Source organism: Ruegeria sp. CF4, assembly GCF_056537345.1.
The window spans coordinates 20395-44379 of sequence record NZ_JBQFRJ010000018.1 but is presented as its reverse complement, the minus strand read 5'-3'; the positions used below and the strand labels follow the sequence as shown (position 1 = coordinate 44379).

Sequence of the window (23985 nt, the reverse complement as noted above, 5' to 3'; positions counted from 1 at the left end):
CTCCATGAAATGTTGGAAAGCCGCCACATGAGGAAAACACAAAAAAAGGCCGCTCACGAGGCGGCCTTCAGATCGGAAACCTGTCAGACCGCTTTAACGGGCTACTGCGCCTGCCGCGCGAAGCATTGAGGTCTGACAATTCAGCATATCTGATCTCTCCTGTATCAGGGTTTCCGGTTCGTCCAGTTACCAGAGGAGCGGTCTTAATTCAACAACCCATACATGTATTGGTCGAATTCCGCCTGGTTGGGAGAACGTACTTTCGTTCGGAGTAAACCACGCATTGCTCTGTTTGCATCCAGTGGCGACGGCGGCGACATTTGTCATTTTTCAAATTCTGCGTTCGCAGCGAATGGCATGTGTTGATTGCAAGCGCCGCAGTTTGACTAAAAGTAATGGGTTGGTTTGCGCCGACGGACGACATTGGCACTAATTAGGAACGGCCCTCATGGGCCGGCTCTACAGCAACTCGTAACGATCTCTCTATTCGCGGGTGCGCAGTTTCTGTGGATCGTAGATAGGGCTTGCTGCGATGGTTGCTTTTGTGTTCAGGCCGTCGCCTGAGACTGCCAGTGTTGTTCCAACGGCCAGTCCTGGAACAACATGCGCAAGTGCAAGGGATTTTCCCATTCGGTGTGAATAGCAGGGGCTGTTGATCACGCCGACAGGTTCACCATCCAGTGACAGCGTTTCACCACCGGCCACAATGTCGGGGTGATTTATATCCAGGCACACATTGTTTACTTTTTCGGCCCCTTTTGCCGCCACGACGGCCGCTTTTCCGCGATAATCGGCCTTGGTTGTGCTGACGGTGAAGCCGAGGCCGACCTCCCATGGGGTATTCTCTGCGGTCATGTCATAGCCGTAAAACAACAGCCCGGCTTCGATACGTACTTTGTCCAGAGCAGTAAAGGAACATGGCATGACGCCCTCCTGCACGAGCTTGTCCCAGATACCCGTTATCACTGTCCCTTCCGCGAAAATCTCGTAGCCGCGTTCGCCGGAATAGCCCGTGCGTGAGATACGACAGGAATGGCCGAACAGAACCGCAGGCGCGTGTTCGAAATAAGCCAGTTCGGCCAGGTCGATATCCGTGTGGGCGCTCAGAATCTCCAGAGAGGCAGGGCCCTGCACCGACAGGTCATGCAGTTCGTCGGTAAAATCGATCTGAACGTCACGCCCTGCCGCCGAGGCTTCCAGCAGCGCCATGCTGTCGCCAGAGCCATGCACGATCATCCATTCGTTGCCACCATTGTTCGACACGATCGCATCGTCGGCGATCCCGCCGTCATCGGTCAGAACGCAGAGGTAGGCAGCCTTGCCCGGTCCTACTTTGGTCAGATCGCGCGTGGTCAGATGGTCCAGCACTGCCTGAGCTTCGGGGCCTCGCACGAGCACTTTCTTCAGGGGAGACATGTCGAACATACCGGCCCGTTCACGGACCGCATCGTGCTCATCATTGGGATCCGAGTTATAGGTCCAGGCCGTACCCATGCCGTTCCAGTCCTCCAACCCAGAGCCAAGCGCGGTATGGCGCGATGCAAGGGCGGATATGCGGCTAAGTGCTTCGGTCATGGATTTTCCTTTCTAGTACCATTCGTCCGGCATCCGGGATTTGCGTTCAGACACGAAGTCTTCAAGCGTTGCTTTTGTGCTGGGGTTCATGTCGGGCTGTTGATAGTCGTCCAGCATTTGCTGCCACCGCGTCGCAGCGCGTTGGTCTGACGTGAGCGCGCCGTTCTCTGTCCAGGTCTCGAAAGGACCGGCATCCGGGATTTGCGGTTCAAAATTCGCCGATCTGTAGTGGCGCAGCGTGTGGCTGGTGGAGAGGAAATTCTCACCCGGGCCGGTTTCGAGATAGGCATCTCGACCGAAAGCCTCGTCGTCGACGTCAAAACCCTGCAAAAGTTTCAGCATCGCGCCGCAGTGATCTACGTCCATGATGAACTTCTCGTAGGACATGACCAATCCACCTTCGAGCCAGCCCGCCGCATGCCAGACTTGATGCGCGCCGGACAGAAGGGTGGACCACATGGCCCCCGTACTGTCCTGCATCGCTTGCCCGTCCGGAGCGTTGGACGCGGTGATTTGCCCGCCGCCCGAGCGCACCGGAACGCCAAGTCTATGCCCCAGTTGCGACAGCGCCATGGTGACCATGTTGGCTTCCGCCGACCCAAAGGTCAGCGCGCCCGTGCGCAGGTTCATGCTGGAATGAAACGACCCCATGACCACCGGGCACCCGGGCCGGACAAGCTGTGCCAGGGCGATGCCGACCATGGCTTCGGCGAGCGTTTGGGCTGCCACTGCCGCAGGAGAGAGCGGCCCCATGGCCCCAGCGAAAATCGCTGGAGAGACGCACGCGCATTGGTTTGCTTTGGCATAGATGCGGAGCGCGGAGGACATGGTGTCATCGAACACCAGCGGAGAGTTGACGTTGATATTGGCCTGCATCACGGCGTTGCGTTCCATAAAGTCGCGTCCAAAGACCAACCGCGCCATGTCGATGCTGTCTTGTGCGCGTTCTGGCGCAGTGACGGACCCCATAAAAGGTTTGGTCGTCAGGGTGAGGTGCGCCAGCAACATGTCCAAATGCCGCTTATTCACGGGCACATCCGTTGGTTCGACCACCGTGCCGCCGGAATGATGCAGGGCAGGGGAACTGTATGTGAGTTTTACAAAGTTGTGGAAGTCTTCGAGCGTCGCGTATCGCCTTCCATTGCTCAGATCGCTAACAAAGGGAGACCCGTAACCCGGCATCAGAACAATATTGTCGCCACCAAGGGTCACGGTTCTGGCCGGATCCCGGCTGTGCAATTTGAACTCCAACGGGGCCGTTGAGCAAAGTGCGCGCGCATGTCCGGGCTCAAACCTGACTCGCTCACCATCGACTTGGGCACCGGACGCGGCAAACAATTCGAGCGCCACATGATCGCCCCGGAATTCGACGCCTATCTTTGTAAGAATCCAATCCGCCTGGTCTTCGATCCTTGCCAAGGCCGCGTCATTTAGCAATTCGTATGCAGGTATCTTTCGCGTCGAGAACGGAGCGCCTGGAGAAATCGTGTCACCACATGAGGGTCGATCACGACGGAAGCGGCTGCGGCGCACTGCCGGTTTCGAGATGTCCGTGGTGGTGTTCAAAGCACCCAAACGCGAAACTCCGTTTCATTTGTTCCCTGAAATGATTGGCGTTTTTTGCCCAGTTGGAAATCGAAATTTTCTGGCCATCGCGTTCAAAAATTTTGTACTAGTTTGGTATGCGCCGACACTTTCGCCATCATGACCTGCTTAGGTTGTTCGCCGAGATTGCCCGGCATTCCAGTTTCTCAGACGCTGCCGCAGCGCTGAACATGACCAAGGGTGCGATTAGCTATCAGATCAAGACGCTTGAAGCTGATCTGGGGATGGCCCTGTTCCGCCGCACTACACGCGGCGTTACTTTGACGGATGAAGGGGTGAAGCTTCTGGCGGCTTGCCAGACCCGTTATCAGGAAATCGAAGCTGATATTCTGGAGATTAAGGGGCGCGTATCGCGATCCCTGATTGTTGGAGTGTCGACCTATTTCGCGGCGCGGTGGCTGTCCCCACGTCTGATGACCTTTATGCAACGCCACCCGGATGTGCAGCTGCGCATTCAGCCGATGATCGAATTCTCTGATCACGAGATGCCGGATGTTGATCTGGCGATCAGATGGGGAAACGGCGAGTTCAGTCACGGCAGTGTGACGCCCTTCATGCCGATGCCGCCCTATCCCGTAGGAAACGCCTCCACAGCCCAAATGGTTGAGGAATTGGGAATGGACGAGGCCATATCAAGACTCACCTTGCTCAGAGATCGCGATGACAGCAACGCCTGGTCCGATTGGCTGACCGCCGCACATCTGCCCCAGCAATCGCGGCAGGATGTGTTGATCGTTCCTGACCCCAATGTCCGGGTGCAAGCCGTCATCGACGGGCAGGGGATTGCCTTGATGGATGACCTTGTGTCGGCTGATTTGGAGGCCCAACGGCTATTCCGGTTGTCCGAAATTGAGCTGCCCAACTACGGGTACTTTCTGGTTAAGCCGAACGGTACCGTTGCAACGGAGGCCGTGGCTGCATTCTCGGCCTGGCTGAGAGTCCAATCCTGACCACATTCGACTTGAACGTCACTGACTCTATATTTGTACACCAGATAAATTAAGTCTCGCGGAGAAACCGATATGACAACCGGACACATCATGATGGCCATGAGCCTCGACGGTTTCGTTGCAAGAAAAGACCATTCGCTCGATTGGCTGAACAAGCAGCGCGCTGAAAACGAAGACCACGGGTTCATCAAGTTTATGAACAGCGTGGATACTCTTGTTATGGGGACCGGATCACTGCGAACTGTCCTTGGATTTGATGAATGGCCATATGAGAAACCTGTCGTGGTACTCAGCCGGTCCATGACGAAACAGGACATACCTGAGCATCTACACGACAAAATTGAGTTCTCCACTGCTAGCCCCGAAGAGTTATGGGGGATATTTCACCAGCGCGGTTACAAACGCGTATATGTCGATGGCGGTGCGATCATTCGGTCGTTCCTTCAGGCCGGATTTGTACAAGACATGAAGATAACTGTGGTTCCTATACTACTGGGCGATGGCATTCGCACTTTCGGTTAAATGAACGGCGATGTTGATCTTGAACTGATCTCTGCCACTACCTTTCCATCGGGTATGGTCGATCTGGTTTACGAAGTGAAAAGTGCATGACCAAAACACCGACTGTCGGGTGACCAAAAGTCAGAGGAACGTCTGTCGAAACAGCTTATCCTGCAAACTGCCCTGCCCATTGTTCAAAAGCAGGGAGCCGATGCGCTTTCGTTTCGGCTATTGGCGGGTAAGCTAAAGGTCACGCCGATGGCGGTAGCTTACCATTCTTGCAGCAAGCGTAAGCTGCTGGCCGACCTGGTTGAATTAGCCTTTGCGAACACGCTTCAGGGCATCGTTGACGAAGGAGCAAGCGCGAAAGCGCGGAGCATATTAAGTGCCTACTATCTTCGGGCCATGTAGAAAGCGAACCTGCTGGGCGCAGTTCTGGATGATATCACTCTCATCAGCAAAGACCTGATGGACGCCACAGTTAAACTGCGGGCGTGCACGCAGGAAATCGACGATGGTGACGAGAACGATGTACTTTATTTGTGGTTTACAAAACCCATTCCAACTAAAGTTTGGTTTTGCTGGCTCTTGTCCTTCTTCGACACGCGGTATGTGCCCCGCTCTGTGATCAGTTCCCGAAAGTTGTAGCTGTCGGGGTGGTTCGCAGGGTCGGAAACTGAAGGGCTACTACCTTCGCGACAACTTATGACTTCAAGCCAAGCGTCGCGAAAAAATAGGTCAGCGCTATCGTTTCGATACGAAAATGACCAAAAGCATGAAATGCCCCTGGTGCCAACCAAGCCCACAAAGGTTTCACAGATTGCGCCTTCGGGAGCGGCAGCAGTGGTTTCGTAGCTTTCCAGCATAGTAATCCGATCACATTCGTCCGCCAAACCGGGTCTTGAACACAACGCCAGTAAAGCGACCATGGTGATTTGAAAGAACGGCAATCTGAAAATGCCCGTTTTGGACAGAATCTCAAAGTCGAATGACGAGTACTTTCTCAAGGCTGGCAAAGATCGGACATGATGAACTCGAATGTCGTCACCGTACTTAGCTGCTATTCTGCAGCGTCCGGAACCGTCGCCTCTGCGTATATACCTTTCACACGTTCCTTTGTCGGATCAAAATGCGGGAATGGAACGATCTTGGCTTTCAACCGTTTTTGCTGCCCGTCCAACTGCCCAATTTCAATGTCTGACCCAATGGTGGCATGGGTAACCGAAACCCGGCCCAATGCGATTACTTTGCCAAGAACGGGTGATTTCATTGCGCTGGTAATCTCGCCAACCTGCGCTTTTCCAACGCGCACGCAATCGCCCGGCGAGGGAACAGTGCCGCCTTCGATCTCGAAACCAACCAGTTTGCGGTGCGGGTGTGTCTTGCGTTCCTCGATCGCAGCCCGTCCAATGAAATCGTCGGTTTTTGACTTCAGCGGTACAGTAAAGCCAATGCCTGCCTCAAACGGGTCCGTCTGATCGTCGAATTCCGACCCAGCAAAGATCAATCCACCTTCGATCCGCAACATGTCGAGTGCCGCAAGCCCGAGCGGTGCGATGCCATATTTCTCACCGACGTCCCAAACGCGATCAAAGATTTCCGACGCGTCTTTGGGGTGGCAGAAGATTTCGTATCCAAGTTCACCGGAATAACCGGTCCGGGATATAACCACTGACGTCCCCTGCACATCGCCCACACGTGCGACAGTAAACCGGAACCATAGCAGTTCTTCGATCGTTGGTTGCTGAGGTGGCGTCCAGAAGATCTTGGAAAGAATGTCGCGGCCGTGACGCCCCTGCACCGCGATGTTGTGCAACTGGTCCGTCGAGTTACGCACCCAGACATTCATATTGCGTTTGAGCGCCTGTTCCTGCAGCCACAATCCGCTGGTGTCATTCCCGCCAATCCAGCGAAAGTTTGTTTCACCCAAACGATAGACGGTGCCATCGTCAATCATCCCGCCGTGTTCATAGCACATGGCCGTATAGACGACCTGACCAACACTCAGCTTTTTCATGTTGCGAGTCACACAAAGTTGCATCAGCTCTTCTGCGTCAGGCCCGACAACCTCGTATTTCCGCAGGGGGCTTAGGTCCATGACCGCGACCTTGTCCCGACAGGCCCAGTATTCAGCAATGGCACCATGATTGGTCATCGTGTTGGGCAGCCAATAGCCATTGTATTCTATGAAATCACGGGAGTGCCGTGCAAAGCAGTCGTGAAATGCTGTTTTCTTGGTTTCTTCCACATCCGCCTCCGCAGATTTTCTGTAGCCATAGGATCGCTTGAAATCCTCGGTCGCCTTGTAGGTTCGCACCTGAATATCTGTTGGATTCCAACCATTTGCCGGATCAATGTCGCAGGGGCAGCCGGTGCTGACGCAGACCAGATCCGTCAGTGCGCGCAGCAGCACGAAATCACCGGGCCGCGACCACGGGTCATCCATGCCTATTGCGTTGGTCTCGTCCAGCATTGTGTTGAAGAAGAAGTTGATCGCCGGCCAACCTCCGCGCGGCTTGATACCATACTGATCCAGATCCTTGTTGATATTGTCCGAACAATTCACGTGACCGGGATAGCCAAGGTCTTCGTAATACCGCGCGGTACAGGCAAGGCCGAACGTGTCGTGCCGTCCGCATGTATCCTGCACGATCTCAACCAGCGGTTCCTGATCCACTGACCAGTATTTCGAGAATATACCTGGTTGCGGATACAAGCTGCCCATCAGGCTGCGCGTTGTGGTGGGATCAATCTCGCGTTCGATCCCCTGATCTAATGCACGACGGCTGAACGCCTGAAAGTCTGAGCATTCGCGGCCCCTGATATCCACGATCTGGATGAACTCTCCGGCTTTGACCTCATAAGATTTGGCATTGCCAGGCTGAATGTTGATGTCTCTGAGAGGGTCGGCCAACGGATCGGGCGGGCCCACGTCCGGTTTTTCCAAGCCGGGAGCGGCACGCTGAATGTACAGGATAATGTCGGTCGGTGGGTTGTTGTCTTCCGGTCGCATCGCTTCACCGGGGGCAGAGACGATCAGAAGACCGTCGCATTCCGCCACGAAGTGCGCCATGTCACCGGGGCGTGATCCATCCGAGAAAGCCCTGATCGCATCCCCGCGTCCGATGTCGAAACCTGCAACCTCTAAGGCGCGCAACACTTTCTTGCCCGAAGCCGAGCCATTCGCCAGAGTTGCAATCAGCCCTTCTGGTCGACCGTGCCCCTGCACGCCAAGCATGGCAGCGTCCGAGCTTCGATCGGGGGCAAAGAATACCATCTCGGACGGTTGCATCCCATCGCGATCCAGCAAAGTGATCTTGTCGCCCTTCGACACCGGAACCGCACGCGACCCGGCTCCAGGGACGGGATGGCGTTCCGTTCCATGAGGCAGGATCGGAAGGCCGGGGGCCAGAACCCCGCTGCGTTCATACGGTACCTCAAAAACCGGCTTCACATTCATATTACACCTTCCTGAATGGATTCGGTTGCACCGCGGTGCGTCACCACCAAAAGGCATCCCGATTTGGTGTGTGAAAAATGGCTGGAACCTGCGGCAAGACTTACGAAGTCACCGCTGCGATAGCTGAATCCATCGTGATCGGTCAGGTCACCCTCAAGGACAAAGAACTCTTCCGGGCCATGATGGACATGCGGGTTCGAGCGCGTGCCTGGCTCCATTTTCATCAGATAGCTGCCTTGCCCGGTATCCTGGTCAAAGCTGACATTCTTCCACCAAACTTGTTCGTCGGGCAGGTCTGTCATCTGCATCCTGACAAAGCCGTTGTCGTCGAAACGGGCAACACTGCGTCTGTTTTTTAGCTGTGCCATCTCAGTCGAGCCCCAGTCGCTTTTTACGTTTTTCCGCCCAGCTGCTGATGGCCATGTCAAAGGTCAGCGCCATCAGCGACACGTTCAGGCCAAGGACAAAGTTTTTGCCCAACTCGGTACCTGCCAGCGTGCGTTGCAATTCCTGTCCCAGGTCCTGTGTGCCGATGAAGGCCGCGATGATGACCATGAAAAAGGCAAACATGATCGCCTGATTAAATCCGACGGCCATTGTTGGCAGCGCCAGCGGAAATTGAACCGACATCAGCTTTTGGCGCCGCGTGGACCCGGACATGTCCGCCGCTTCTGTCATTTCCGGGGGCACGCTGCTGAGGCCAATAATGGTGTACCGGATCAATGGCACAGCGGCGAAGATCAGGATCGAGAACACGACGGCCACATCATTGACGCCGAACAGCATGATTGCTGGGATCAGATAGATGAAACTGGGGAAAGTCTGAGCGGTGTCGCAGGCTAAAAGGATGCTCTTGGACCAGCGGGTGGATCGGGCCGCGACAACTCCCAGGGGGATACCGATCAGTGTCGCCAGCGCGACCGCCGAAATCACCGTGTAGAGCGTGATAACGGAGCGATCCCACCAGCCCGAGAAAGCCACGATCGTAAAGAAGACTGCAGCATAGATGCCGGGGCGGCGTCCGCCGATCCAATAGGCAAAGGCAACGACCAGCAGGATGAAGGCGGGGGTAGGGATCGCCAGCAACGTGTCTCGGAACGGGATCAGAACCTTGACGTTCAGGAACCAGCGCAACCATTCGGTCGTTCCCTTGATGGCATCAATCGCCAGAATCGACTTTATTACCACGTCAATTTCCTTGCCTTGGCTCAGGTGCTGCTTGCGGCCAACTTCGGCAAGGATCGGGAAGACCTGCGAGAGCAGGATAAACCCGACAAACAGACCCAGCGCGACCAGCGAGATCTGGTGCCGCTTCCACCATGGGGTGCCGCGTTCGAAATGAACGGGCTGTTTGACGACCCAAGCCTTTGACATCCGATCGAGCATGACCGCCAGAAGAACGATGGTCACACCAATCTCAAAAGAACGCCCGAGTTTGAAACTGCCCATCATCGCTAACAGCTTGGCGCCAAGGCCGGGCATGCCGATGAATGCGGTCAGCACCACCATGGCCAGACACAACATGATCACTTGGTTAACTCCAACCAAAATCTCGGTGCGCGCGGCGGGAACATAGACATGTCGCAGCATCTGCCAGCGGGTGCAGCCCGACATCTGACCCGCTTCGATCACTTCGGGACTGACCTTTTTAAGGCCCAGTGTTGTCATCAGGATCATCGGCGGGATGGCGAAGGTAATCGTTGCCACGGCACCGGCTGTTGGCCCGACTTTGAAGAAGATCACCGCAGGCAGCAGGTAAGTAAAGAAGGGCAAGGTTTGCAACACGGACAAGATGGGCTTCAGTATCCGCTCGAACCAGCCGTATTTCCACGCGGCGATACCCAGAACCAGACCCAGCAGGAACGCCAAGGGTGCCGCGACAACAATCACGGACATGGTTTGCATGGCGATTTTCCACTGTCCGATTGCGGCTGTCCAGATGAAGGTGCCCGCACCAAGGGCTGCCAACTTCCATCCCCCGACGGCATAACCGACAACAGCTGCAACAGCTGCAATCGCAGACCATGGGATTGGTCCCAGATTAGGCCAGCGGCGCTTGCCTTCCAAAAGGTTGGCCGATGTGTCCAACAAAAACTCCAGCGGGCCTTCGGCGATGAAGCGAGTCACATAGATCAGGCCAAGGTCGTTCTGGATGAAGTTGAAGATCGCATCCAGAAGCTGTGCTGTGGGTGGGATGGCCGCTTCGGGAATGCGGTTCAGCCATTCGGGCAAAACACCGACGACCTTGACAAGGATCAGTGCAAAGGCCACGGCCAGCAATGCCGTAAGCACGCGGGTACGCCCCCATGGCTTGTGCGAGGCCTCGTGCAGATCAGTGGATAGCGTCGCCATCATTCGGCTCCGAGCAAGACATTCAAAGCGGCGTCGCGTTCCAGAACACCGGTGACAATGCCCTTGTCATCGGCAACCGGCAGAAGGATGCGGTTGTCATTAACGAGAACCCGCGCCAATTCGTGGATGGTCGAGCCGCCATTGACGGGCGCTCCTTCAAGAGCATGTCCATTGATCGGTTTCGCCAGCCCTTTTGCGTGTACGACACGGGCTTTGTCGATGTCTTCGGTAAATTTTGCCACGTATTCGGTGGCCGGGTTCATGACGATCTGATCAGGTGTATCGCATTGTTCAACCGCACCGTTGCGCATGATTGCGATGCGATCTGCGAGGCGTAGCGCTTCGTCGAAATCGTGAGTAATAAAGACGATGGTCTTACCCAGCATCTCTTGCAGCCGCAGGAATTCATCCTGCATTTCGCGGCGGATCAATGGATCAAGGGCCGAGAACGGCTCGTCCAGAAACCAGATATCCGGCTCAATCGCCAAGGACCGGGCGATGCCGACCCGCTGCTGTTGCCCACCGCTAAGCTCGCGTGGGAAGTATTCTTCGCGGCCCTCAAGCCCGACCAGCTTGATGACTTCCAGTGCACGTTCACGGCGGTCATGGCGATCCTGACCGCGCATTTCCAGCGGGAAGGCCACGTTATCCAGGACCGTGCGGTGCGGCAGCAGGCCGAAGGACTGGAATACCATGCCCATCTTGTTGCGTCGCAATTCGATCAGGTCACGCTCGCTCAGGCCCATGATATCCTGACCATCAACCTTGATCGTACCGCCGGTGATGTCGTGCAGGCGCGAGAAGCACCGCACCAGAGTTGATTTGCCTGATCCGGATAGTCCCATGATGACCAGCATTTCGCCCCGGCCAACCTCAATCGAGACGTCCTTGACCCCGGCGATGTAGCCATCTGCGCGAATCTCGTCGAAGCTACGGCCAGCCGGCATGGAATTCAGATAGCTCTCGGGCGAAGGTCCAAATAATTTCCAGACATTTTGGGCTGAGATTACAGGCGCTGTGGCGGACATGGCTGCCTTTCTTTCTTGTTAAGCACGGCCTTGCTCCAATGAGGTCAGTAAGGCCGCGCCAGTTTCGTTGCGTGTGACCGGATTATCCGCTGCAGGCGCTGATCCAGGGATCAACAACAGCGCGGTTCGCATCCAGCCATTCGGCTGCTGCTTCTTCCGGTTCCAGCTCGTCCGTATCGACCAGCTTGGCCATCTCCGCGATCTGCGGATTGGTGAAGGAAATTTCAGTCAATACACAGTAGGCAGCGGGCCATTTGTCTTTCATACCATCCCAAGCGGCCTTTTTCAGGTAACCGGTAGCCGGATTGCCGCAATCATACAGCGCATCCGGGTTCGGACCTTTGGATGGGTCTTTGTCGCATCCATCTTCCCAGGCCGGAAACTCGACAAACTCACCGGGCCAGACGGCTTCGGCGAAGTTGGGTGTCCAGTTGAAGACCAGAACCGGTTTCTTGTCCGCCTCTGCGGCGCCGATCTCGGCCCATAGGGCTGCAGCCGAACCCGCGTTGATCACGGTGAAATTCAGATCGAGCGCTTCGGCACGCTCTTTACCATGTTTCAACCAGTCTACCGGACCGTCCAGATATCGGCCTTTGTCGCCGGTTTCGGCTGTCGCAAACAGATGCGCACAATCGTTCAATGCTTCCCAGTCCGGCAGGCCGGGGCAGGACTCTTTGGTCCACATTGGATACCACCAGTCCTCGCGGGTGACAGCATCGTGGTCGCCCGCATCATGCAGACCGCCCTTTTCCAGAGCCGCGCGGAAGGATGCGCCAAATGCGCCTTCCCAGACTTCCATCTCAAGCGTGACGTCGCCCAGACGCACCGATTCATAGACCGCCTGACTGTCGGTCGTGACGTATTCGACATTATCGCCGATCTCTTCGAGTAGTTGGCCTGTTACGTAAGACATCACGATCTGGCTGGACCAGTTGTGAATTGGGATGACGATCGGGTCGCTGCTGTCTTCTGCGATCGCACCGGTGCCCGCTACCGCTGCCAAGGTTGCAGCAGAAAGTAGGTTTGAAAGTTTCATGATTGCTCCCTGAGTGACGTTCGATTTTTGGATTGTGGGCTCTTCCGGCCCCGAATTTGCGTATTCTGCCTAAATTTGCGCGAAACGCAGAACAGAAATTTGAGAGGCGTTGCCCATAAAATCTTGAGGCTAATCCGGTTTTTTACTATCTTAACAGTCAGTTGCCTAATCGTTTTCAGCCGACGCGGGCAAATGCTCTTTGATTGCAATCAGCTTTAGATTGGGACTCCGCCGTCAGATGCCGAAGAAAGCACCAGTTACCGGGAAGGTTCTTCCGCCGCTCGACTACCTTTTGGCTTTTGAAGCGGCCGCCAAGGCCCAGAGCTTTGCGCAGGCCAGCAAGGTGCTCAACATTTCAGAAACGGCAATCAGTCGCAAAGTGCGTCTATTGGAACAACATTATGACGTGCCCTTGTTTGTCAGAGGCCATCGGTCGGTCTCGTTGACGCAGCAAGGTGCCATATTGTTGGCAACCGTGGAAAAATCACTGGATCTAATGCGGGAGGTCAGCCGGGATATGCTGGCCAAACATCAGGCCAACACGGTTTCGATCTCTGCGACCAACTCCGTTGCCTCGCTCTGGTTGATGCCGCAGCTACGCAAATTCAACAAATCCAATGGCCGCATCCGTATATCGCTGGTGTCTTCGGACAGCGACGCAGAGTGCCTGTCTGATTCTATGGATCTGACGATATTGCGCGGGGAAGGGGATTGGCCCGGATATGAGGCGCAGCTTTTGTTCGGGGAAACCGTTTTCCCGGTATGTAGCCCTGATTATCTCAAAAGTAATCCGAAGGCGGCAGTACTATCCGCGCTGCCGGAATTGGATCTGATTGAGGTGACCAGCAGCCACGCAGAATGGATGACTTGGCATACCTGGCTTGGCAGCAATGAAATTTCTACCTCATTGATGGAACGCGCTGTGGCCTTCAACACCTATCCTCTCTCTATACAAGCAGCTGTTGATGGTTTGGGCGTCGCACTGGGTTGGGCCCATCTTGTTGACCCCCTGCTTGAAAGCGGTGCGTTGGTCAGACCAATCCAGGACATATCGGTGCGAACACAGTCGGGATATTTTCTTCTGAAGAGCCCAACGCAAAAATCATTTCCCGAGCGACGTATCGTCGAGGATTGGTTGTTAGGGCTCAGCGCAGGGCGCAAACGTTACGTGTGATCCGATGGTGCCATCGCGCGATAATTGTTCTTTCCTTCAATGTCTCTGAAATTCAAAGGTTGACCGAAGGGAAAAAATATTTACCGTAATGAAAGTATCTGATTCCGCCCCGGGTCGCATATGCGGACGGGTCTGAATTCGTTCGGCCTACTTTTGCAGGGAGTCCAAAGCCCAATGAGCTACAAATCCGACATTGAGATTGCCCGCGAGGCGAACAAAAAACCGATTCAGGAAATCGGCGCGAAGCTGGGTATCTCCAGCGATGATCTGCTGCCTTACGGCCATGACAAGGCAAAGGTCAGCCAGGACTTCATCAACTCGGTCCAGGGCCGCGAAGACGGCAAGCTGATCCTGGTTACCGCGATCAACCCGACCCCTGCGGGTGAAGGTAAAACCACCACCACCGTGGGTCTGGGCGACGGCCTGAACCGCATCGGCAAGAACGCGATGATCTGTATCCGCGAAGCTTCGCTTGGCCCGAACTTCGGCATGAAGGGCGGCGCTGCAGGTGGCGGTTACGCGCAGGTTGTTCCGATGGAGGAAATGAACCTGCACTTCACAGGTGACTTCCACGCTATCACCTCGGCCCACTCGCTGCTATCGGCGATGATCGACAACCACATCTACTGGGGCAACGAGCAGGAAATCGACACCCGCCGCGTTGCATGGCGCCGCGTGGTCGACATGAATGACCGCGCTCTACGTCAAATCACTGCCAGCTTGGGTGGTGTATCTAACGGCTTCCCGCGTGAGGCAGGTTTTGACATCACTGTGGCGTCCGAAGTCATGGCAATCCTCTGCTTGGCAAACGACTTGAAAGATCTGGAAAAGCGTCTGGGCGATATCATCGTTGCTTACCGCCGCGACAAGACACCGGTTTACTGCCGCGACATCAAGGCCGAAGGCGCAATGACCGTGCTGCTGAAAGATGCTATGCAGCCGAACCTGGTGCAGACACTGGAAAATAACCCAGCCTTCGTGCATGGCGGTCCTTTTGCGAACATCGCGCATGGCTGTAACTCGGTCATCGCGACCAAGACCGCGCTGAAAGTAGCCGACTATGTCGTGACCGAAGCTGGCTTTGGTGCTGATCTCGGTGCTGAGAAGTTCATGAACATCAAGTGCCGCAAGGCAGGCATCGCTCCATCGGCTGTTGTTCTGGTTGCCACTGTGCGTGCGATGAAAATGAATGGCGGCGTGGCCAAGGCTGATCTGGGCGCTGAGAATGTTGATGCGGTCAAATCGGGCTGTGCGAACCTGGGTCGCCACATCGAGAACGTCAAATCCTTCGGTGTTCCGGTTGTCGTTGCGATCAACCACTTCGTCACCGATACCGATGACGAAGTTCAGGCGGTCAAGGACTACTGTGGCGAGCATGGCGTAGAAGCGATCCTGTCGCGTCACTGGGAGCTGGGCTCGGATGGCTCTGCGCCTCTGGCCGAAAAAGTTGTCGAAATCGTCGAAAATGGTGCCGCGAACTTCTCGCCGATCTACCCCGACGAAATGCCGCTGTTCGCGAAGATCGAAACCATCGCCAAGCGTATCTACCGCGCGGATGAGGTTCTGGCCGACAACAAGATCCGCAACCAGCTGCGGGAATGGGAAGAAGCAGGCTATGGCAACCTGCCGGTCTGCATGGCGAAAACGCAGTACTCGTTTTCAACCGACCCGACTCTGCGCGGCGCACCCACCGGTCACTCGGTTCCGGTGCGTGAGGTCCGCCTGAGCGCCGGTGCCGGTTTCATCGTGGTTGTCTGCGGTGAGATCATGACCATGCCCGGACTGCCGCGCAAACCTGCAGCCGAAACCATCTGCCTTAACGACGCAGGTGAGATCGAGGGCTTGTTCTAAGCCCCCAAATAAGACATCTCGTGGTCCGGGGAATTCCCGGGCCATGAGGAGACCACGATACCCACTCTGGCACCTCCAAAAGACTGCAATTCGATGCAGGAGTTGCGGGCTCAGATAGACCAGTTGGACCGCCAACTGATCGAGATGCTGGTGACGCGCGCAGGTTACATCGATCGCGCATCTGAACTGAAGCCGAACGCGGGTCTGCCCGCCCGTATCCCCGAGCGGGTCGAAGAGGTGGTGCGAAAGGTGCGCGCGGCTTCGGATGGGGCGGGAATGGACCCGGATTTGGCCGAACAGCTGTGGCGTATTTTGATTGACTGGTCGATTGCACGGGAAGAGCGTGTGCTTGGCTCAGACTGAATGGCCGGGCGCGATAGTGCCCGATCCGTTTTGAAAGAAGGGATCAAAGGATGGTAGCGCAGGTTATCGACGGAAAGGCCTTTGCCGCCAAAGTGCGCGCGCAGGTGGCCGATCAGGTGGCTAAGCTGAAAGAAGAAAACGGGATCACGCCGGGACTCGCAGTGGTTCTGGTGGGCGAAGACCCGGCCAGTCAGGTCTATGTCCGTTCCAAGGGCAAGATGACCGTTGAGGTCGGCATGAACTCGTACGAGCACAAGCTGGATGCAGACACTTCCGAAGAGGATCTGCTGGCGCTGATCGATAAGCTGAATAATGACCCTGCCGTACACGGCATTCTTGTACAGCTGCCGCTGCCGAAGCATCTGAACGAGGATCTGGTGATCAACTCGATCGACCCGGCCAAGGATGTCGATGGGTTCCACATCTCGAACGTGGGCTTGCTGGGCACTGGCCAGAAGTCGATGGTCCCCTGTACTCCTCTGGGCTGTCTGATGATGCTGCGCGATTACCACGGCTCGCTGTCGGGCATGGATGCGGTTGTCATTGGTCGTTCGAACATCGTGGGCAAACCGATGGCGCAGCTGCTGCTGGGTGACAGCTGCACTGTGACCATCGCGCATAGCCGCACCAAGGACCTGCCGGATGTGGTTCGCCGTGCCGATATCGTCGTGGCGGCTGTCGGACGGCCCGAGATGGTGCCGGGCGACTGGATCAAGGAAGGTGCGACCGTGATTGATGTCGGCATCAACCGCATTGAGCGCGACGGCAAGAACAAGCTGGTCGGCGATGTCGATTATGCCAGCGCCGACGAACGCGCGGGCGCGATCACCCCGGTTCCGGGCGGCGTGGGTCCGATGACGATCGCCTGCCTCCTCGCGAACACACTCACTGCATGCTGTCGCGCTAACAAACTCCCAGAATTTGAAGGCCTAACAGCGTGAGCCTCGCTGCTGGCGCTTCAACCGGCAGAATGTCTGCCTGCGCCAGCGCGCACCAATATTGGTATAATGCGGGCCGTGCCGCGCGCATGGTGATCGTGTCCATTGGTCATTCGGCGTCGAATGCTGCGCGCGTCCGCGCGTTGGTAGCCCGCGCGGCACAAACTGGCATGGCGTTGGATCAGCAATTCTGGGGCAAGGATATGTCGCAGGATAAGTGCCGAACTCAGGTCAAGCAATTGAACGCGGCGGTGGATGTATATGCTGTCTTGTTGCTGCCTGACGCGCCTACACATATTGATATTCTCAACCTGCGAAGTGAATTGCAGGGACACAAAGATCTCAGTCGACCTGGCGCATGGCATCATCCCGGACCAGTTCGCCCGGGCGAAGTTGATTGCGTGTTATACAGCGCGATTGTGGCCCATCAGGCTCATGGTATTGCAATGGGCAAGCGGATGCTCAAATCGCAAGATAGCCAATTCCGAAAAAAGCTATGAGGCAACCAAGCCATTGAGAGATTGACATTTTCTCTCTCAGGATCGCCCAGGCCAGGACAACCGTCAATAACCCGAAGATCGAGGCCGCGACGGATGCATATTGGGCATTGGGCAACCCCCCGGCAGATACGACGCACAAAAGCGCCACCGCGTCGAGCGTGCCCATCAGGCACAACAGGGGAAGGGCCCGCGTGCCCGGCCAAAGCGACTTGCGGGATGCAAGGGCAATTGCGGCCAGGACCGGGATGGCGGTCAAGCGTCCAATCAGCGAAACGGTGAACTCATTACCAAGTTCGGCTGCATATTGTCCCAAAGCGAATGTCGCAGCAAACCCAATTGCAGCAAGAATTGAAAAGGCAATTGTCGGCCTGGCTGCAGGATATTCTGCTCCGTCACCCTTGGATCGTGCTGAGACAATGGACACGCCGACACCAATGGCGATGATTGCCAGCCAATGCCATATGCTGACTTCGGAACCGCGCCATATTGCAAGGGTGACTGACAAAACGGGATAGCTGGCGACAAGCGGGGCGACCAGACGTACAGGCCCGCGCTGAAACGCAGCATACATGCTGAGGCCAGCCAGCAGGTAAAAGCCGCCCGACGCAACTGCATAGGACACTGCCTCGACGGGCATGGGGGCAAACCCGGACCAGATCGCCACAAGTCCGAACTGAAGCACAGCCCCGGCAACCAGCACGGCCATCAACGCGGCGATGACGCTCACGGACTGGCTGACATATCGCACGGCAAGATCGTGAAAGCCCCAACATAATGCGGCCAGCAGACCCAGTACAAGGGCGCTCATCCGGTCGCCTCATGTATCTGGTCATGCCCACACATTACGTGCCCATCTTGCGATATCAACCGCGCCAACATGTCACTGGTGATAAACTTATTTTCCTGTTATGCAATATTTATTGACGGCTACAACTCGGGAAAGAGACGTATGTCATCTGCATTGGATCAAATCGGCGGTGAAGATCGACTTCGGGCTCTGGTCGAACGGTTCTACGACCGCATGGAGACCGATCCGGCCGTACATTCATTGCACAGGTTGCATTTTCGCGGACACGGGTTGTCTCATACGAGACAGGCACAGTTTGAATTTCTGAGCGGGTTCCTGGGCGGTCGGGCCTATTATCGTGAGCGATTTGGTCATATGGACCTGCGTGAAATTCATGCGCATGTGCCGATACGCGAGGCCGATGCCGAGCTTTGGCTGGATACGTTTGACGCCGCGTTGGCGGATTGCGGAATGGACGGTCCGGTGGTGGACAAAATGCGCAAAACTCTGCGCCGTGCCGCGTTGATGCTGGTCAACGATGTCCCAGACTGGAGAGTCGAAGCCGACAGCGGAAAGAACCTTGAGGTTCGTGGCTGATCAGATCTGTCGCAATCTGTCATAGAGGCTGGATGTGATCTTGAATTGTTCCGCAGCAATATTGTCGCTATCAGAGATCATCGTCTGCACCGCGTCTGCGGACCCAAGCCAATTCACAGCGCATTGATGATTTGCCGGATCGGTCATCCACGATTGGATCGTGCCCTGAACAAGTTCGGGGTGAAACTGCACGCCCCAGGCGCTATCTGAGACCCGCAAAGCCTGTACTGCGCAAGCATCAGATTGCGCCAGAACCGATGAGTTGGGCGGTAGGTCAATGGCCTCAACCCCATGCCATTGTAGCACCCGGAATTGATCGGGCAGGGGCTCGAACAGCGGATCACTGCGCGTGTTGTCAGTCAAATTAATAAAAAGCACACCGATCTCAGGCTTCTGCATAGGTACACATTTCCCTCCTAACGCATCAACCAGAAGTTGGTGGCCTAGACATATCCCAAAGTACGGTCGCTTGAGGTCTTGAATCCAGGTCCTGATCGCTTGTTTTTCGGGCACGAGCCACGGGTGCGCCTCGGTTTCCCAGACGTCCATCGGGCCGCCCAGAACCAGAAGCAAATCAAAATCGTCGAGTTGCGGGATTGGTTGGCCATCATACAGATGCACGACTTTGGCCGTATCACCGCATGATGAAATGTGCTCTAGAAACGCTCCGGGGTTTTCGCCCCACGAATGCTGGAAAATCAGGACATTCATTAGGCACGGGCCTCCATCCGAGCGTCTGTATCGGGGCGGCAGTGGTCTGCAGCCCCGAAGTTTCTTAGATATCGAGCGTGTGGTCCTTTTCCCAGCGTGAGAAATGGCTGACGAACGAGTTCCACTCCTGATGCTTCATCTTCAGAAACGCGCTTGAGAATTCCTGACCCATCATGGCTTTCAACTCGGTATCATTGTCGTATTCGCGCAACCCGTCGAGCATGTTCAGCGGTAGTTTGGGGGCGTCGGTCACGGTGTGGCCTTCGGCATACATGTCAATGTCCCAGCGACGTCCCGGATCGGCTTTGGAGCGGATGCCGGACAGACCCGCGGCGATGATAACTGCCTGCAGCAGATAGGGGTTGGTGGCTCCGTCGGCCAGGCGCAGCTCAAACCGGCCCGGACCGGGCACCCGGACCATGTGGGTGCGGTTGTTGCCGGTCCATGTCACGGTATTGGGGGCCCAGGTCGCGCCCGACATGGTACGCGGTGCGTTGATGCGTTTGTAGCTGTTCACCGTCGGGTTGGTGATCGCTGCCAGCGCACTGGCATGTTTCATGATCCCGCCCAGGAAATACTTGCCCTGTTCGCCAAGTCCCACCTCGCCGGTCGGACCGTCGCCTTCGCCGGCGAAGACGTTGGTTTTGGCGTCCGCTCCGGGTGCATCCCAGACCGAGATATGAGCATGGCAGCCATTACCGGTCAGCCCTTCGACAGGCTTGGGCATGAACGTTGCCCGCAGCCCATGCTTTTCGGCCACCGACTTGGTCATGAATTTGAAGAACGAGTGTTTGTCGGCGGTTTTCAAAACGTCGTCAAACTCCCAGTTCATCTCAAACTGGCCATTGGCATCTTCGTGGTCGTTCTGATAGGGCCCCCAGCCCAGTTCCAGCATATAGTCGCAGATCTCACGCACCACATCATAGCGGCGCATCACCGCCTGCTGGTCATAGCAGGGCTTTTCGGCGGTATCGAACGGGTCGCTGATCTGCTCGCCATCTGGGGTCAGCAGGAAGAATTCAGCCTCAATGCCGGTTTTGACATGCATTCCCATCTCGGCGGCCTCGCCGATCAGGCGGCGCAGTACATTGCGCGGGGCCTGGGCGACATCCTTGCCTTCCATCACGCAGTTACCTGCAACCCAGGCGACCTCGGGCTTCCATGGCAGCTGGATCACCGATGACGGGTCCGGGACCGCCAGCATGTCAGGATGTGCTGGGGTCATATCCAGCCAAGTGGCAAACCCGGCAAAACCTGCGCCATCTTCCTGCATCTCGGCAATCGCCTGCGCGGGTACCAGCTTGGCCCGCTGCCCACCGAACAGGTCAGTGAACGAGATCATGAAATACTTGACGTCTTTTTCTTTTGCGAAAGCTGCGAGATCTGTCGTCACGATGGCTTTCCTTTCCCTGTTGAATTTTCGATTTCCAAAGCAAAAGCGCGGCCCCCGTTAAGGAGCCGCGCAGCATCAGTTCAGAACCCTTCCTTGCCCGGGTACCAACTTGTCCCGGCCAATGGGACACGCGCCATTGCGGCGGCCTCCATCGTCAGGGCACACAAATCCTCGGGTTCAAGGTTGTGGAGGTGATTATGACCACAGGCCCGAGCGATGGTCTGCGCCTCAAGCGTCATTACCTTGAGATAGTTGCGCAGACGGCGTCCGGCCTCGATTGGGTTCAGACGGGCGGCCAGATCGGGATCCTGCGTGGTAATACCCGCGGGGTCCTGGCCTTCGTGCCAGTCGTCATAAGCCCCTGTGGTGGTGCCCAGCTTCTGGTACTCGGACTCCCATTTCGGGTCATTGTCACCAAGCGCCACCAGTGCGGCGGTGCCAATGGCCACTGCGTCGGCGCCAAGGGCCATTGCCTTTGCCACATCGGCCCCAGTGCGAATGCCGCCCGAGATCACCAGTTGCACCTCGCGATGCACGCCCAGATCCTGCAGCGCCTGCACGGCAGGGCGAATGCAGGACAGCGTCGGCAAACCTACATGCTCGATGAACACGTCCTGCGTCGCGGCAGTGCCGCCTTGCATACCGTCCATCACCACCACATCGGCACCAGCCTTTACCGCCAGTGCCGTATCATAATAGGGGCGGGTCGCGCCAACCTTTACATAGATGGGCACCTGCCAGCCGGTAATCTCGCGCAGTTCGAGGATCTTGATTTCCAGATCATCCGGGCCGGTCCAGTCGGGATGGCGACAGGCCGAGCGCTGGTCGATGCCTTTGGGTAGGGTTCGCATTTCCGCGACACGGTCGCTGATCTTTTGACCCAGCAACATGCCACCACCGCCGGGTTTTGCGCCCTGACCAACAACGACCTCAATCGCGTCGGCCTTGCGCAGATCATCGGGATTCATCCCATAGCGCGAGGGCAGATACTGATAGACCAATTTGCTGGAATGGCCGCGTTCCTCGGGCGTCATGCCGCCGTCGCCGGTAGTGGTCGACGTGCCCGCCGCTGATGCGCCGCGGCCAAGGGCCTCTTTCGCAGGGCCGGACAGGGCGCCAAAGCTCATACCCGCAATGGTGATCGGAATGTCCAGTTCAATCGGCTTTTTTGCAAAGCGCGTGCCCAACGTTACCGAGGTGTCGCAGCGCTCGCGGTAACCTTCGAGCGGATAGCGACTGATGCTGGCGCCCAGAAACAACAGATCGTCGAAATGCGGTACCTTGCGTTTGGCGCCGCCACCGCGGATATCATAAATACCGGTGGCCGCAGCGCGGCGGATTTCCGCATTGATCGGATTGGTGAATGTCGCCGACTGAATCGGCAGGGTGCGGGGGATCTGATCGTCCATGTCTTTCATACCCTTGTTCCTCAGTAAGCAGCGGCGTTGTCGACGTCGAAGTTATAAAGCTGACGGGCGGAACCGTAGCGTTTGAATTCTTCGGGGCTGGCATTCGCGCCCGCGCGGTCCAGCAGGTCCTTCAGGATATCCAGATGCTCGGGGCGCATCTCTTTCTCGATGCAATCGGCGCCCAGGCTCTTGACCGAGCCGCGCACGAACAGCTGCGCCTCATAAAGCGAGTCTCCTAGCGCATCACCCGCATCACCGCAGACCACAAGATTACCGGCCTGCGCCATGAAGGCCGACATATGACCGATATTACCATGCACCACGATGTCGATGCCTTTCATCGAGATGCCGCAACGCGAGCTGGCATTGCCCTTGATGACCAGCAAACCGCCATGGCCGGTGGCGCCAGCATATTGGCTGGCGTCGCCTTCGACAACGACCTGACCGGACATCATATTCTCGGCTACGCCGGGCCCGACCGAGCCTTCGACCTTGACCGTCGCCTGTTGGTTCATTCCCGCGCAGTAATAACCAGTTGAGCCCTTGACCGTCACTTCGATAGGCGCATCCAGCCCGACGGCAATCGCGTGGCTGCCTTTGGGGTTCACGACTTCCCAATGGGTCTGGTTGGTCTCGGTGGATTGCGACTGCAAGGTGGCGTTCAACCGACGAAGGCCGTCTGCTTCAAGATCATAAGTTTGCATGTTATGCGGCCTTTTCGTTGGTCGAGGGGCTGTCATTGTGGGACCAGAAGTAAACCGTCGCTGGCTCCGGCTCCCAGACGCGGGCCTCTTCGATACCCGGCAGGTTCACCAGCGCCCGGTATTCGCTGCCAAAGGCCACGTATTGATCGGTTTCGGCCATCACCGCAGGCTTACAGGCGATCGGATCGCGGACCACGCCGAACCCATCCTTGGTGCCGACGACAAAGGTGAAGAAGCCATCCAGATCCTCAAGGCTGCTTTCCAGCGCCTCACCCAAGGTGGCCCCGTTCATCATCTTCCAGGTCAGATAGGCGGCTCCAACCTCGGTATCATTCTCAGTTTGGATCACTACACCTTCACGGCGCAGTTTGCGGCGCAATGAATTGTGGTTCGACAGCGAGCCGTTATGAACCAGACACTGATCTGGCCCAGTGTTGAACGGGTGCGCGCCCATCGTCGTCACGGCAGACTCTGTAGCCATGCGAGTGTGGCCAATGCCATGTGTGCCGCTCATACTGCTGATGTCAAAGCGCGCGGCCACGTCTTTGGGGAGGCCTACTTCCTTGTAGATCTCCAGCATCTCACCCCGGCTCATGATCCGGACTGAAGGCCGGATTTCTGCCAACGCGACCCGTGCCGCTTCAAACTGCCCGGCCGGAACGTCCAGCACAGTGTGCGTGTCATTATCAGTCTGGCTTACCACCACGCCCAAGTGCTGCCCCAGCTCTTCGGCTAGACCGGCAAAGTCGTCCTTGGGATTGGGCGACTGCAGTGTCACCTTGGTCTTACCACCTGATTCCTCGCCATAAATCGCTATACCCGCGCTGTCGGGGCCGCGATCCGTCATCGTGATCAGCATGTCTGTCAGCATATTGCCCAGTTGGGGCGCAAGAGACTGGTCTTTGAGGAATAATCCAACAATTCCGCACATGGCTGGCAGATCTCCTTGTGTGTTTCGCTATGATTCTACGGTACCAACAATTCAAACGGACATCAATAATCACAGGAAATAAATTTTCCTGAGAGGCAATGGACAAGAAATTAGATTTAT

The 23985-nt window shown here is 56.5% G+C and carries 21 protein-coding genes; 8 read left to right on the top strand and 13 right to left on the bottom strand.

The window, feature by feature from the left end; all coding sequences use genetic code 11:
* Positions 1-483 precede the first annotated feature (483 nt).
* Entirely contained in the window at positions 484-1575 is a 1092-nt protein-coding gene (locus tag ACR0NF_RS21375) for an aminomethyl transferase family protein (RefSeq protein WP_480778920.1), read from the bottom strand.
* Positions 1576-1587: 12 nt separating this feature from the next.
* Positions 1588-3108: a trimethylamine methyltransferase family protein gene (locus ACR0NF_RS21370; RefSeq protein ID WP_480778922.1), complete on the bottom strand. Its 1521-nt coding sequence runs from the start codon at positions 3106-3108 to the stop codon at positions 1588-1590.
* Positions 3109-3257: 149 nt separating this feature from the next.
* On the opposite strand from ACR0NF_RS21370, the gene ACR0NF_RS21365 reads away from it, so the two are divergent.
* Positions 3258-4130: a LysR substrate-binding domain-containing protein gene (locus ACR0NF_RS21365; RefSeq protein ID WP_480473077.1), complete on the top strand. Its 873-nt coding sequence runs from the start codon at positions 3258-3260 to the stop codon at positions 4128-4130.
* 72 nt (positions 4131-4202) lie between these two features.
* Complete coding sequence (locus ACR0NF_RS21360) at positions 4203-4652, top strand: dihydrofolate reductase family protein (RefSeq protein ID WP_480778919.1); 450 nt, start codon at positions 4203-4205, stop codon at positions 4650-4652.
* 1039 nt (positions 4653-5691) lie between these two features.
* On the opposite strand, the gene ACR0NF_RS21355 is transcribed toward ACR0NF_RS21360, so the two are convergent.
* The 5 genes from ACR0NF_RS21355 to ACR0NF_RS21335 all read right to left on the bottom strand — a co-directional run bounded on the left by ACR0NF_RS21355 (position 5692) and on the right by ACR0NF_RS21335 (position 12507).
* Complete coding sequence (locus tag ACR0NF_RS21355) at positions 5692-8091, bottom strand: trimethylamine N-oxide demethylase (protein WP_480473083.1); 2400 nt, start codon at positions 8089-8091, stop codon at positions 5692-5694.
* Positions 8088-8459 carry a cupin domain-containing protein gene (locus tag ACR0NF_RS21350; protein WP_480473085.1) on the bottom strand — a complete coding sequence of 124 codons (372 nt, stop codon included), beginning with the start codon at positions 8457-8459 and terminating at the stop codon, positions 8088-8090. The genes ACR0NF_RS21355 and ACR0NF_RS21350 overlap by 4 nt, the downstream gene beginning before the upstream one ends.
* A 1-nt stretch (position 8460) precedes the next feature.
* On the bottom strand, positions 8461-10443 hold the full coding sequence (locus ACR0NF_RS21345; protein ID WP_480473087.1) for an ABC transporter permease: 1983 nt from the start codon (positions 10441-10443) through the stop codon (positions 8461-8463).
* The gene (locus tag ACR0NF_RS21340; protein WP_480473089.1) at positions 10443-11471 is read right to left on the bottom strand and encodes a quaternary amine ABC transporter ATP-binding protein; all 1029 of its coding nucleotides are present in this window, start codon (positions 11469-11471) and stop codon (positions 10443-10445) included. The genes ACR0NF_RS21345 and ACR0NF_RS21340 overlap by 1 nt, the downstream gene beginning before the upstream one ends.
* 82 nt (positions 11472-11553) lie before the next feature.
* Positions 11554-12507, bottom strand: a complete 954-nt coding sequence (locus tag ACR0NF_RS21335; protein WP_480473091.1) for an ABC transporter substrate-binding protein — start codon at positions 12505-12507, stop codon at positions 11554-11556.
* 238 nt (positions 12508-12745) lie between these two features.
* Here ACR0NF_RS21335 and ACR0NF_RS21330 point away from each other — a divergent pair, with 238 nt between their 5' ends.
* The 5 genes from ACR0NF_RS21330 to ACR0NF_RS21310 all read left to right on the top strand — a co-directional run bounded on the left by ACR0NF_RS21330 (position 12746) and on the right by ACR0NF_RS21310 (position 17333).
* Positions 12746-13681, top strand: coding sequence for a LysR substrate-binding domain-containing protein (locus ACR0NF_RS21330; RefSeq protein WP_480778918.1), 936 nt, complete (start codon positions 12746-12748; stop codon positions 13679-13681).
* Positions 13682-13855: 174 nt separating this feature from the next.
* Positions 13856-15532, top strand: a complete 1677-nt coding sequence (locus ACR0NF_RS21325; RefSeq protein ID WP_480473095.1) for a formate--tetrahydrofolate ligase — start codon at positions 13856-13858, stop codon at positions 15530-15532.
* Between the two features lie 93 nt (positions 15533-15625).
* Positions 15626-15895 carry a chorismate mutase gene (locus tag ACR0NF_RS21320; RefSeq protein WP_480667901.1) on the top strand — a complete coding sequence of 90 codons (270 nt, stop codon included), beginning with the start codon at positions 15626-15628 and terminating at the stop codon, positions 15893-15895.
* Between the two features lie 50 nt (positions 15896-15945).
* Positions 15946-16836 carry a bifunctional methylenetetrahydrofolate dehydrogenase/methenyltetrahydrofolate cyclohydrolase FolD gene (gene folD / locus ACR0NF_RS21315; RefSeq protein WP_480473099.1) on the top strand — a complete coding sequence of 297 codons (891 nt, stop codon included), beginning with the start codon at positions 15946-15948 and terminating at the stop codon, positions 16834-16836.
* Positions 16833-17333, top strand: coding sequence for a hypothetical protein (locus tag ACR0NF_RS21310; RefSeq protein WP_480473101.1), 501 nt, complete (start codon positions 16833-16835; stop codon positions 17331-17333). Before folD ends, ACR0NF_RS21310 begins: the two co-directional genes overlap by 4 nt.
* Here the strand turns inward: ACR0NF_RS21310 and ACR0NF_RS21305 are convergent.
* The gene (locus ACR0NF_RS21305; RefSeq protein WP_480473103.1) at positions 17296-18141 is read right to left on the bottom strand and encodes an EamA family transporter; all 846 of its coding nucleotides are present in this window, start codon (positions 18139-18141) and stop codon (positions 17296-17298) included. The two genes, ACR0NF_RS21310 and ACR0NF_RS21305, sit on opposite strands and share 38 nt — an antisense overlap.
* 141 nt (positions 18142-18282) lie before the next feature.
* On the opposite strand from ACR0NF_RS21305, the gene ACR0NF_RS21300 reads away from it, so the two are divergent.
* Positions 18283-18717: a group II truncated hemoglobin gene (locus ACR0NF_RS21300; protein ID WP_480473105.1), complete on the top strand. Its 435-nt coding sequence runs from the start codon at positions 18283-18285 to the stop codon at positions 18715-18717.
* Here ACR0NF_RS21300 and ACR0NF_RS21295 read toward each other — a convergent pair whose 3' ends face one another.
* The 5 genes from ACR0NF_RS21295 to ACR0NF_RS21275 all read right to left on the bottom strand — a co-directional run bounded on the left by ACR0NF_RS21295 (position 18718) and on the right by ACR0NF_RS21275 (position 23865).
* Positions 18718-19428: a type 1 glutamine amidotransferase gene (locus ACR0NF_RS21295; protein ID WP_480667900.1), complete on the bottom strand. Its 711-nt coding sequence runs from the start codon at positions 19426-19428 to the stop codon at positions 18718-18720. It abuts the gene before it with no gap.
* Between the two features lie 64 nt (positions 19429-19492).
* A complete protein-coding gene (glnT, locus tag ACR0NF_RS21290; RefSeq protein ID WP_480667899.1) occupies positions 19493-20821 on the bottom strand; it encodes a type III glutamate--ammonia ligase in 1329 nt (442 codons plus the stop codon).
* 80 nt (positions 20822-20901) lie between these two features.
* Positions 20902-22230, bottom strand: a complete 1329-nt coding sequence (locus tag ACR0NF_RS21285) for an FMN-binding glutamate synthase family protein (protein WP_480667942.1) — start codon at positions 22228-22230, stop codon at positions 20902-20904.
* A gap of 20 nt (positions 22231-22250) precedes the next feature.
* On the bottom strand, positions 22251-22934 hold the full coding sequence (locus ACR0NF_RS21280; protein ID WP_480473111.1) for a protein GlxC: 684 nt from the start codon (positions 22932-22934) through the stop codon (positions 22251-22253).
* A gap of 1 nt (position 22935) precedes the next feature.
* Positions 22936-23865, bottom strand: a complete 930-nt coding sequence (locus tag ACR0NF_RS21275) for a class II glutamine amidotransferase (RefSeq protein WP_170694317.1) — start codon at positions 23863-23865, stop codon at positions 22936-22938.
* Positions 23866-23985: the final 120 nt, after the last annotated feature.

Excerpts from the sequence above, each read along its gene's own strand:
- ACR0NF_RS21375 (WP_480778920.1), bottom strand. The coding sequence starts at position 1,575 with ATGACCGAAGCACTTAGCCGCATATCCGCCCTTGCATCGCGCCATACC.
- ACR0NF_RS21365 (WP_480473077.1), top strand. The coding sequence starts at position 3,258 with ATGCGCCGACACTTTCGCCATCATGACCTGCTTAGGTTGTTCGCCGAG.
- ACR0NF_RS21360 (WP_480778919.1), top strand. The coding sequence starts at position 4,203 with ATGACAACCGGACACATCATGATGGCCATGAGCCTCGACGGTTTCGTT.
- ACR0NF_RS21355 (WP_480473083.1), bottom strand. The coding sequence starts at position 8,091 with ATGAATGTGAAGCCGGTTTTTGAGGTACCGTATGAACGCAGCGGGGTT.
- ACR0NF_RS21350 (WP_480473085.1), bottom strand. The coding sequence starts at position 8,459 with ATGGCACAGCTAAAAAACAGACGCAGTGTTGCCCGTTTCGACGACAAC.
- ACR0NF_RS21345 (WP_480473087.1), bottom strand. The coding sequence starts at position 10,443 with ATGGCGACGCTATCCACTGATCTGCACGAGGCCTCGCACAAGCCATGG.
- ACR0NF_RS21340 (WP_480473089.1), bottom strand. The coding sequence starts at position 11,471 with ATGTCCGCCACAGCGCCTGTAATCTCAGCCCAAAATGTCTGGAAATTA.
- ACR0NF_RS21335 (WP_480473091.1), bottom strand. The coding sequence starts at position 12,507 with ATGAAACTTTCAAACCTACTTTCTGCTGCAACCTTGGCAGCGGTAGCG.
- ACR0NF_RS21330 (WP_480778918.1), top strand. The coding sequence starts at position 12,746 with ATGCCGAAGAAAGCACCAGTTACCGGGAAGGTTCTTCCGCCGCTCGAC.
- ACR0NF_RS21325 (WP_480473095.1), top strand. The coding sequence starts at position 13,856 with ATGAGCTACAAATCCGACATTGAGATTGCCCGCGAGGCGAACAAAAAA.
- ACR0NF_RS21320 (WP_480667901.1), top strand. The coding sequence starts at position 15,626 with ATGCAGGAGTTGCGGGCTCAGATAGACCAGTTGGACCGCCAACTGATC.
- folD (WP_480473099.1), top strand. The coding sequence starts at position 15,946 with ATGGTAGCGCAGGTTATCGACGGAAAGGCCTTTGCCGCCAAAGTGCGC.
- ACR0NF_RS21305 (WP_480473103.1), bottom strand. The coding sequence starts at position 18,141 with ATGAGCGCCCTTGTACTGGGTCTGCTGGCCGCATTATGTTGGGGCTTT.
- ACR0NF_RS21300 (WP_480473105.1), top strand. The coding sequence starts at position 18,283 with ATGTCATCTGCATTGGATCAAATCGGCGGTGAAGATCGACTTCGGGCT.
- ACR0NF_RS21295 (WP_480667900.1), bottom strand. The coding sequence starts at position 19,428 with ATGAATGTCCTGATTTTCCAGCATTCGTGGGGCGAAAACCCCGGAGCG.
- ACR0NF_RS21285 (WP_480667942.1), bottom strand. The coding sequence starts at position 22,230 with ATGGACGATCAGATCCCCCGCACCCTGCCGATTCAGTCGGCGACATTC.
- ACR0NF_RS21280 (WP_480473111.1), bottom strand. The coding sequence starts at position 22,934 with ATGCAAACTTATGATCTTGAAGCAGACGGCCTTCGTCGGTTGAACGCC.
- ACR0NF_RS21275 (WP_170694317.1), bottom strand. The coding sequence starts at position 23,865 with ATGTGCGGAATTGTTGGATTATTCCTCAAAGACCAGTCTCTTGCGCCC.